This is a genomic window from Shewanella litoralis (assembly GCF_009828585.1).
Classification (GTDB): Bacteria; Pseudomonadota; Gammaproteobacteria; order Enterobacterales; family Shewanellaceae; genus Shewanella; species Shewanella litoralis.
The window spans coordinates 146748-157116 of record NZ_WSRZ01000009.1; the positions used below are offsets into that span (position 1 = coordinate 146748).

11 protein-coding genes are annotated in these 10369 nt (G+C 38.9%); 7 read left to right on the plus strand and 4 right to left on the minus strand.

Annotation, left to right across the window (positions count from 1 at the left end):
- The first annotated feature begins 29 nt into the window (after positions 1 to 29).
- The 4 genes from GQA99_RS09500 (at position 30) to GQA99_RS09510 (ending at position 3384) form a co-directional block, all read left to right on the plus strand.
- Positions 30 to 320 carry a co-chaperone GroES gene (locus GQA99_RS09500; protein ID WP_011639076.1) on the plus strand — a complete coding sequence of 97 codons (291 nt, stop codon included), beginning with the start codon at positions 30 to 32 and terminating at the stop codon, positions 318 to 320.
- Positions 321 to 377: 57 nt separating this feature from the next.
- Complete coding sequence (groL, locus tag GQA99_RS09505; protein ID WP_160053650.1) at positions 378 to 2015, plus strand: chaperonin GroEL; 1638 nt, start codon at positions 378 to 380, stop codon at positions 2013 to 2015.
- A gap of 627 nt (positions 2016 to 2642) precedes the next feature.
- Positions 2643 to 2801, plus strand: a complete 159-nt coding sequence (locus tag GQA99_RS20585; RefSeq protein ID WP_170293523.1) for a hypothetical protein — start codon at positions 2643 to 2645, stop codon at positions 2799 to 2801.
- A complete protein-coding gene (locus GQA99_RS09510; protein WP_160053651.1) occupies positions 2791 to 3384 on the plus strand; it encodes a Fic/DOC family protein in 594 nt (197 codons plus the stop codon). Before GQA99_RS20585 ends, GQA99_RS09510 begins: the two co-directional genes overlap by 11 nt.
- A gap of 134 nt (positions 3385 to 3518) precedes the next feature.
- Here GQA99_RS09510 and GQA99_RS09515 read toward each other — a convergent pair whose 3' ends face one another.
- Together GQA99_RS09515 and GQA99_RS09520 are read right to left on the minus strand one after the other, a co-directional pair.
- On the minus strand, positions 3519 to 4439 hold the full coding sequence (locus tag GQA99_RS09515; RefSeq protein WP_160053652.1) for a hypothetical protein: 921 nt from the start codon (positions 4437 to 4439) through the stop codon (positions 3519 to 3521).
- A gap of 117 nt (positions 4440 to 4556) precedes the next feature.
- Complete coding sequence (locus GQA99_RS09520; RefSeq protein WP_160053653.1) at positions 4557 to 5612, minus strand: nuclease-related domain-containing protein; 1056 nt, start codon at positions 5610 to 5612, stop codon at positions 4557 to 4559.
- A 289-nt stretch (positions 5613 to 5901) separates the two neighbouring features.
- Here GQA99_RS09520 and GQA99_RS09525 point away from each other — a divergent pair, with 289 nt between their 5' ends.
- The gene (locus tag GQA99_RS09525; RefSeq protein WP_160053654.1) at positions 5902 to 6138 is read left to right on the plus strand and encodes a helix-turn-helix transcriptional regulator; all 237 of its coding nucleotides are present in this window, start codon (positions 5902 to 5904) and stop codon (positions 6136 to 6138) included.
- 2 nt (positions 6139 to 6140) lie between these two features.
- Entirely contained in the window at positions 6141 to 7442 is a 1302-nt protein-coding gene (locus tag GQA99_RS09530) for a HipA domain-containing protein (RefSeq protein WP_160053664.1), read from the plus strand.
- Between the two features lie 119 nt (positions 7443 to 7561).
- Here the strand turns inward: GQA99_RS09530 and GQA99_RS09535 are convergent, their stop codons facing one another.
- Entirely contained in the window at positions 7562 to 8050 is a 489-nt protein-coding gene (locus GQA99_RS09535) for a TIGR00645 family protein (RefSeq protein ID WP_160053655.1), read from the minus strand.
- Positions 8051 to 8486: 436 nt separating this feature from the next.
- Here GQA99_RS09535 and GQA99_RS09540 point away from each other — a divergent pair, with 436 nt between their 5' ends.
- Complete coding sequence (locus GQA99_RS09540; RefSeq protein ID WP_160053656.1) at positions 8487 to 8891, plus strand: hypothetical protein; 405 nt, start codon at positions 8487 to 8489, stop codon at positions 8889 to 8891.
- 131 nt (positions 8892 to 9022) lie between these two features.
- Here GQA99_RS09540 and GQA99_RS09545 read toward each other — a convergent pair whose 3' ends face one another.
- Positions 9023 to 10105 (minus strand): hypothetical protein, encoded by a 1083-nt coding sequence (locus tag GQA99_RS09545; RefSeq protein WP_160053657.1) that lies wholly within the window; start codon positions 10103 to 10105, stop codon positions 9023 to 9025.
- Between the last annotated feature and the right edge of the window lie 264 nt (positions 10106 to 10369).

A 10369-nucleotide genomic window follows, 5' to 3' on the forward strand; every position in this document is an offset into this window, starting at 1 on the left:
GGGCATCACATCATTAGGAGAGTTCATAGATGAATATTCGTCCATTACATGACCGCGTTATCGTTAAACGTTTAGAAGTTGAATCTAAATCTGCAGGCGGTATCGTGCTGACAGGCAGCGCTGCAGAGAAATCAACTCGCGGTAAAATTCTTGCCGTAGGCAATGGTCGTATTTCAGAAAACGGCACAGTTACTCCACTTGACGTTAAAGTGGGCGACGTGGTGATCTTCAATGAAGGTTACGGCGTTAAGAAAGAAAAAATTGACGGTGAAGAAGTCTTAATCCTGTCAGAAGCTGACCTGATGGCAGTAGTAGGCTAAGCCTCACGCATCAATCGACTTTCCAATTAATCATTAAATTTAAAGGAACATCAAAAAATGGCAGCAAAAGAAGTCTTATTTGGTAATGACGCACGAGTAAAAATGCTTGCAGGCGTTAACATCCTAGCCAACGCAGTTAAAGTTACCTTAGGCCCTAAAGGTCGTAATGTTGTTTTAGATAAAAGCTTTGGTTCGCCACTTATCACCAAAGACGGTGTGTCAGTAGCCAAAGAAATCGAACTTACAGACAAGTTCGAAAACATGGGCGCACAAATGGTGAAAGAAGTTGCTTCTAAAGCCAACGATGCAGCCGGTGACGGTACCACTACTGCAACTGTATTAGCACAAGCTATTGTTGTTGAAGGCCTAAAAGCAGTTGCGGCGGGTATGAACCCAATGGATCTTAAGCGCGGTATCGACAAAGCGGTTATCGCAGCCGTTGCAGAGCTTAAACTTCTTTCTCAAGAGTGTTCAGATACTAAAGCCATTGCTCAAGTCGGTACAATTTCTGCTAACTCTGATGAATCAATCGGCGAAATCATTGCTACTGCAATGGAAAAAGTTGGTAAAGAAGGCGTTATCACCGTTGAAGAAGGCCAAGCGCTTGAAAACGAATTAGACGTTGTCGAAGGTATGCAGTTTGACCGTGGTTACTTATCACCATACTTCATCAACAAGCCAGAAACTGGCAGCGTTGAACTAGACAGCCCATTCATTTTGTTAGTCGACAAAAAAGTGTCTAACATCCGTGAATTATTGCCAATCCTTGAAGGTCTAGCGAAAACCGGTAAGCCATTGCTTATGGTTGCAGAAGACGTTGAAGGTGAAGCATTAGCAACGCTAGTTGTAAACAACATGCGCGGCATCGTTAAAGTGGCTGCAGTTAAAGCACCTGGTTTTGGCGACCGTCGTAAAGCAATGTTACAAGACGTGGCAATTCTAACTGGCGGTACTGTTATCGCTGAAGAAATCGGCCTAGAACTTGAAAAAGCTACCCTAGAAGATTTAGGTACCGCTAAGCGCGTTATCATTACTAAAGATAACACCACCATCATCGATGGTAACGGCGACCAAGTGCAAATTGCAGCACGCGTTTCTCAAATTAAACAACAAGTTGAAGAGTCGACATCTGACTACGACAAAGAAAAACTTCAAGAGCGTATGGCTAAACTCGCTGGCGGTGTTGCAGTAATCAAAGTTGGCGCAGCAACTGAAGTTGAAATGAAAGAGAAAAAAGCCCGCGTAGAAGATGCATTACATGCAACTCGCGCAGCAGTAGAAGAAGGTGTGGTAGCCGGTGGTGGTGTAGCCCTTGTTCGCGTAGCAAGCAAAATTAAAGACGTTGAAGTGATTAACGAAGACCAAAAACACGGTGTGGTAATCGCACTACGTGCTATGGAAGCGCCTTTACGTCAAATCGCAACTAACGCAGGTCAAGAAGCATCAGTTGTGGCTAACACTGTTAAAAACGGCGAAGGTAACTTCGGTTACAACGCTGGCAACGACACATACGGCGATATGTTAGAAATGGGTATCCTAGACCCAACTAAAGTAACCCGTAGTGCATTACAGTTTGCAGCATCAATTGCAGGCTTAATGATCACAACAGAAGCAATGGTTTCTGAAGTACCACAAGAGTCTGCGCCAGATATGGGCGGAATGGGTGGTATGGGCGGTATGGGCGGCATGATGTAATCTAGCTGGTCTAAAACGTTGATTACGGCGTTGCTTCACCACTCGTTTATGAAAAACTAAACGTCGTGGTAAAGCGCCTTGTTCTAACACGATTTATCCTGCGCTATATAATCTAACTGGTTAAAATCAGTTATAGCGGCGTTACTTTGCCACTCACGTAGAAAAACACTACGCTTCGTGACAAAAAGCCTTGCTCTAAGCTGATTTTTCCTGCATTAGATCAAATGTTGCTTCAAGCCTAAAAGCTTAAAGCTGAACTTCTTGTAAAAGAATTGAGAAAGCCTCGATACCTAACAGTATCGGGGCTTTTTGTTTCTAGCTGGTTAAAATCAGTTATAGCGGCGTTACTTTGCCACTCACATAGAAAAACACTACGCTTCGTGACAAAAAGCCTTGCTCTAAGCTGATTTTTCCTGCATTAGATCAAGTGTTGTTTCAAGCCTAAAAGCTTAAAGTCAAACTTCTTGTAAAAGAGCTCTTGGTGAATAGATTAAAGCCTCGATACTTAACGGTATCGGGGCTTTTTGTTATTATGGGGAAGGGTGTTATTCTCATTGATAAAGACTGGGTCATATAGAAGAATAAGCTGAACTAGGTTATAATATAAGCGTTATCGCGGAGGGTATAATGGTAAATTCAACAAAAGATAAAACACCGAAAAACGCTCGAATTTTTACACCGAAAATGAGCAATTTTGAAATGAGCTCTCGTTATGAAGGTTTATCTATGAAGAAAGAAAATGCCGGAAAATCGATTGATGATTTGAAACTGAAGTATGCGCGATAAATATGGTGTAAGTCACGACATTTACTGTTACCCCGCTTCGGATGTACTTCAAAATAAGCTTAATATTCAGGATTATGACAACCTCGCGGAAGCCGAATTAGCATTTACTGCGACTCGATACCGCGAATACTCTTCAACAATCACTTCGATACAAGACTTCAACTTAAAGCATCTCATGGGCTTGCACATGCAATTGTTTCAAGATGTCTATCATTGGGCTGGCGAAGTCAGAACTGTGGATATTGCTAAGGGAAGTACACGTTTTTGTACCTGTTCAAGAATAGAGGCTGAAGCGAACAAACAATTCACTCGAATCGTGTTATTGGAACGATTCGATTCAAAAGATGAACTAATTGCAGAAATCACCGATATCTTTTGTGAGCTGAACATTATTCACCCATTTAGAGAGGGTAATGGAAGAGCACAAAGGTTCTTTTTTGAAGAGCTCTTTTTCTATTTTGACTTGAGCGTTAATTGGCCTGATATTTCGAAAGATGAATGGGTAAATGCAAACATTCAAGGATATTTAGGTGATCTAAGAGCGTTAAATAAAATTTTGAGTGATGCCACTTCATCAATATAATTATCATCGAATTTAATGGTTTTAACTATAAGTAAAAAAGTTAATTTCCAGTGTACTCCATAGCTCACTTGTTTGATTTATTGAAGTGTAAAGTTAAACGTCGTGGTAAAGCGTCTTCTTTAACCTACCTCATATTAGTAGTATGTGCGACGCTCTACTCTAGCACTATAACAAGGGGTACTATCATTTTTTGCAGATAGATATTTTATTAAAGTAGGTAAGCTACCAAGTGTTATAAAAAAGAACCCATCATTGTTTTTTGTGACCTGTAACGTTGGGTTAAGGTGATTATTCTCCTTAAATTCAATTGTGTATTTTTCTATCAAATTACTTACTTTGTTAATATTTTGGTTTATATATGGAAGTAATATCTTTCTTGATTGGAAATGTATATCAGTAATGGCATCAAAATAACAATCAACTACATCGTGAAGATCGTATATGGCTTTGTCCTCAGATTCTATTATCTTTCTATTACGTCGCTGAATTTTAGCTTTTAGAATTTTTGATGTGGGGAGTCGAAGTGAAAATTTAACAAAAAACTGCTTTGTTGTTCGATCTTGGTCGCCACCATATGTACAATTTTCAGTTGGAATTGCAGCATGTTGGCAGTAGTTTCTAATTGCCTCTCCTATTGCAATTTCCTTTTTTCTTATTGTAGTTATGCTATCAACGTAAGTGTTTTTTTTGTTGGTTATGTCAGAGAGCAAATCACATTTAATTTCTTCATTCTTGCCATACTGGATAATATTTTCGTGATATTTTTTTAACAAGTTTAATGAGTTGAAAATAAGCAGACTTAATTTACTAACAATTTCATAGCGATAAATCTCATCGTCAAAATTATGTAGTGAAATCTCATGGCAACCGCGGTACATCGCACTTTTAAAATCAATTACAGACTGTTTTGCTAAGTCATAATCTTGCTCTAACTTATAATATTTGTAAATTTCTGATTTTAAAAGCTCTATGTTTGAAAACTCAATATCTGTTAAATGAACTTCATAAGGTAATTTAAAGTGTTTATCAGGGGTAGAATCGACAATTTTATACATAAATGACCTACTTAGTATCGTAATCGCTTAATATAGAAGAATGTAATTTCAAATTAAGCTTCTAAATTCTTTGTGGGCAGTGCATAAAAGTAATCACAAAGTAAACTTTTATACCATCTAAATAATAATTCGCTTTTCAAATCCACAATCTACACAATTCAATGTGTAGGTTTCTTTGCGCTTGGTGACTTTGGTATTTCTACTCATGCAATGTGGGCAGGCTTGCTTCATTGCTGTGTTTTTACTGCATTGGTTGCAGTTGATGTAGTAACCGAATTTGCCATACATTGGTGTGTATTGTGTTGGTTCGCCACAATGTTTACAGCTTAGTATCGGGTGTTGCTCTGGTGCTAATCTGGCTACAGCTTGAGGCATTGCAGTATTAGATTGAGCTAGATGATAAGTGGGTGCAGATGCTGGTTTAAGCTCTTGTTGTTCAAGCTTTGGCTCAAGCTGTGGTATGCCTGATATAGCTTGGGTTTGCTTTCGTTCCACCTGAGCATGATTAGCTTGCTGAATATTTGAGTCGATATGTTGGCTAATAAGAAATTGGCCAATTGAATCGAGTTCTTGTTGGTTGAAATCAGGACGGGTATCAGCCACGTTCATCAAGCGGATTATTTTGTGTTTAAGGTCCATGATCCTTTTGAGTTCATCGACCAAAAATTCAGTTTTGAAAAGCTTGTCGGAAATCTCTTTGGGCATTGTTTTTCTGTCGATGACAGCATTACTGGATACCGCACATAAATAGTGCCAACAACGTCCATTGAAGCCTTGCTGCTTTATACCGAGGAACTTACTTAATATTTCACTCTTATGGTGTTTCAGCATTTCCTTTAACAAGGCTTGTTGCAGCTCTACTTGCTTAATGGGTGAGGGCATTCCAGCCCACTGGCTGTTATAGCTGCGCGTCCATTCACCCTGGTTGTTCACTTTAACGTGACCTTTAATGCTTTTTGATTCAATTAGCACAAAGCCATAGGTGTACACGATCAAGTGATCGATTTGAGCGGTTTCATCATTAAAGCTGAATTTTAAGTCGTTGATAACCAGCACTTCAGGGTTGTCTTTAAATGCGCGGCGTAAAAAGAAAGCCACGTCTTGTTCTTGCTTTTGGCCCGCAATAGCCTGTGGAGATGAGGTCGTTTGGAGTGATTTAGTCTTGAGAATCATTTATCAACAGCATCCATTCATAACTTGATAATAATCAATATCATAATATCTATTATATGGATAAAAAAGCCAGTGTTAAATTTAAAAGCAAGGCGTAATCGATTCGATAGTGTAACAACTTACACTTTTGGTTCATTTAATGGTTTAGGTATTTAAAAAGTGTACAAAGTTACACTTTTAGTAGGAGCAAAAGAGTAAACCACTATAAAGTGTAGATTGTTACACTTCATTGTTGAAATATCAGGCATTCAGGGCTAAAGTGTAGCAATGTACACTTTGGACTAACGTTATGGCATCTGCACTTAATCAACAATCTTTAGGCTTACTCATTAAAGAAACCAGAAACAATGCGGCACTGACTCAAGATGTGGCGGCGATGCTGTGTGGCGTGACTAAAAAGACCTTAATCCGTGTTGAGAAAGGCGAAGATGTTTATATCTCAACTGTGTTCAAAATTCTTAATGGATTGGGTATTAACATTTTGGCGGCGCAGCCCAGTGATGCTGATTCGAGTGGGTGGTACTAATGATGAGTACCGCTGAAAAACTTACTTTGGATATGTATCTGGGCGATCAGATAATTGGTGAGCTGTCATTTGATCCAGCGACTGAGACATTCACGGTCCAATACTCTCATAGTTGGCAACAAGGTGGTTTCCCTATTTCGCCAATGATCCCTTTAAAGGGAACCGCTAACAGTCATCAAATTGCGATGTTTTTAGTCAACCTATTACCTGAAAATAAAGGCTTAGAATATTTAATTGAATCGCTAGGGGTATCTCGCGGCAACACATTTGCGCTTATACGTGGTATAGGCCTTGATACCGCTGGAGCTATCGCTTTTCTGCCTAAGGGTGCATTACTACCTTCAACGATATTCAGGGAAGTCATTGCTGATGAAGTGGTCAAGCGAATTGAAGATCCGCAGTTATGGCCAATGGAAGTGTGGGATGGAAAGCCAAGGCTGTCAGTCGCAGGGGTGCAGTCTAAATTAAACCTGTTTTATGACGGTAAGATCTTTGGCTTTGGAGATGGCACGCTTGCATCCACACATATTTTGAAGTTTGCACAATACCGTCATTTAGTGATAAACGAATTTGTGACAATGCGCTTGGCTAAAGCTATCGATAACAACGTTGCCCATGTTGAAATTATCAATTTTGGTCAGCATAAATCACTTTGTGTTGAACGCTTTGACCGTCGTTATATCCCAGAGCATCAAAAAGTATTGAGGCGGCACATGATTGATAGCTGCCAAGCGCTTGGTTTTAGTGTTAGCAAAAAATATGAACGCAACTTTGGTACAGGTCGTGATGTGAGAAATATTCGAGAAGGGGTTAGTTTTGTACGCTTGTTTAGCCTTGCTAGCCAGTGCATTAATCCGGCTGCCGCTAAACAAGATATGCTGCAGTGGGCTTTATTTAATTTACTTAGCGGTAATGCAGATGCTCACGGTAAAAATTACTCATTTTTTATGACTCCCACAGGTATGGTACCAACTCCGTGGTATGACTTAGTTAATGTGGCAATGTATAAGGATTTCGAGCAAGAGATGGCAATGGCTATTGATGATGAGTTCGACTCTAATCGTATATATGCTTATCAACTGGCTTCGTTCGCAGAAGAACTGAATTTTCCACGAGCATTATTAGTCAGTAATTTAACAAAGATGGCAACCAAAATAGAGCAAGTTATAGATGATGTGATTGCGATGCTTCCTGCGCTGGATAAAGATGAACATACCTTTGTGGCTGATTATCGGCAGCAACTCATGGCAAGGTGCCAACGCTATCTTGATATGGCAACCGAAGTTAAAACTGTTGAGTTGTAGTGATAAAGCCAATGTATCTACAAATACTCTTTTGCTCTAAGTTTGTCTGCAAAACTACTATCTATTGTACAAGCCCTGATGCAGCGATGTATCAGGGCTTTTTGTTTGGGGATGACTGGTTACTTACGGGTAATCTTATCCAGATATCCCATGGCGAAGGCCGATAATACGAATGTGATGTGGATGAGTAGGTACCACATTATTTTGTCGTTCTCGATGTTTTCGGCATTCATAAAGACTTTGAGTAAATGAATTGATGAAATGGCGACAATCGATGCGGCCACTTTGTTTTTAAGTGAGCCCGAGTCCATCTTGCCTAGCCAGCTGAGTTTTTCGCTGTTTTCGCCGACATCAAGCTGTGACACGAAGTTTTCATAACCTGAAAACATCACCATAATCAGCAGGCCACCGACTAAGGTTATGTCGATGAGTGACAGGGTAACGAGCACGAGATCCACTTCTGCCATTGTGAAAATTATCGGGATGATGTGAAAGATCTCTTGAAAGAACTTTATGCCTAAGGCGAGCAAGACTAAGCTTAATCCCAAATAAATCGGCGCCATGATCCAGCGGGATGCATACATCAATTTTTCAAATATTTGTTCCATAAAAATAGTAACCCTTCAAATAAATACGCTAAAAATCAATTGAGCCATTTGCTGTAAAACAATGTGATAGTGAACTGTAACTGCGCTGACATATTATGGCAAGCTTGGTGATGCTTTATCTAAGATTTAGTCGCAGTCAATAAACTTGTTATCGGCTCTTAAATATTGAAAACAGCCTTGGGTAGCTGCTTGAATTCTTCATGAAAATAGTTATTAATACCTTGGTAAGTCAATAGGATAGCAAGTTAGACTTTTTGTGGCGTATCTTATTTATTCAGAACTCAGGTTATTTAGAAGGATAAAAGGATTTGTTAGTGCAGACTAAAAGATAACCTGCTGACGTGTATGTTTATTTAATCTATTTTAATCTAGTGCTCAGGTTAGTCGCTTAGACTATGGCTTTTATATTTATTAGTAAAAAGAGGGATCTATCATTATGGATAAAGCGAATTCAAACACTAGGCGAAAAATGCCCTGGATTGCAATTGGTATCATTGCGTTAATCGTGTTGCTGTTTAGCCTACTCGTTACGCAAATGCCTAAAGGATTTACGTCAGATCTTGAACAGATAGGTACGGGGAAACCTGCTGTTGTGTTTGTTTACGATCCTAACCTTGTGTCGAGTATCACCCAAACAGAGCAAATGAATGAAGCGCGCGATCATCTTGGTGATAATGTGTTCTTTTTACTCGCTAGAACGGCAACGCCAGAGGGCGAGGCGTTTATTGCGAAGCATAATGCCGATTCTACTGAAGTCTTTCTGTTTAACTCTACAGGTGAGCTCATTAAAAGAAAGCCTGCAGTGTTAGATGCTAATGAACTGATGCGTTTGGTACGGTAGGTGTTTTTGGGTGATTATACCAATGCTGAGTTGACGTAATAGCCTACACTGGCGATAACTCTATAGCTTTACCACTCGTTTAAGAGAGTTAAACAGCGTGGTAAAGCATTTTGTTCTCTTGTTTAGGGAATTTATTTGAATCCCATTCCATGTATTGGGTATTTTTTTCCTAACTGAAAAATAATAGATTGGTTATCAGACGACGAACACTCTGCTGGGTATCCATCTGTTATCATGCATATCGTTAATTTTTGATTTTTGGCTTCTGTTGTAAAGCGCCATTTGTAGAACGTCTTCAATATTTCATTTTCTTGTTCTAAAGTTATATTTGATTTTACGACGTGCTGCTCATGAGGTCTCATAAAGACTACTTTGCCAATTCTAGGTATATGTGTCGGCTCTGATGAGTTGTACTCTATTTCGATATAGATACTTTTATTTGTTTGCGTTGCGACTTTGTCTAAAGTACTGCGATCATATTGAACAACCGCTGACTCATCATTATTTTCCAGATCCCATAATCTAACTGGGTTCCGATAAGCGACCCAGCGAGTCCCAAGTCCATTTATGTTCTCAAAAACTGCAACTAGCTGATCTTTTTTCGCCACCATTTTAAAAGAGCCATACTTATTTTTTAACCGAGCGTTACCAACTCCATCTACCCAAGACCAATTTCCACCTAAGGTTAAATTGCCTTGATTATACAGGTCATTACTTTTGTAATAACTTCCATTCTCATCAAATAAATAAGTTTTTATGGTTTCTTCTGCTGTGTACCAATAACCTTCAATTGAATCTAAAGTTGTAGAATATGGACTTATTAATAATTTTTCAGCAAAGTCAGCATAATATGGGGTAGCATTTTCATACAAATTTATATGTTTTGTGTTTCTATCAAATACCTTTAATTTGACTTCATTCGTATCATAATTGATTCCAGCAAGCCAATAACCTGCATTTTTAATCTCTCCAGCATTGACTGGAATAGTGGCATTCATATCACAAAGGCTAATAGAAAAATTCGTATAAGTTGTTACTTTATCTAAACAATAAACTCCAGGCTCTACAGATTTCAATCCAAAGTTTTTACCACTAAAATTAATAACATAACTTCTCCCACTTTCTATATTTTTCAAATTAATTGATATAATACGGTCCAGGTATTTAGTGAGCTTATCTTTGTTATTCATTTTACGTAAATCAAAACCGATCAAAATAGCGCCATCTTGATTAGCCGCTGATAGTTTATTCAGTGTCTTTGAACAGTCATTTTCGGCACCATTTAAATTAGAGCAAGTGCCTAATTCTTTGTGGTTGGAAGTATTAGAGGCGCAAGCGGAAACTAGCAACAGTCAGGGCGGGATCATACTTTGTTAACAGTAGGGAACTTTTTCGTATCGGCATGATCTGATCAGGCATGTTAATCTACTGAACCTAATCCATGTCCTTATTTGAACACTTGAAACTTATCGAAGACC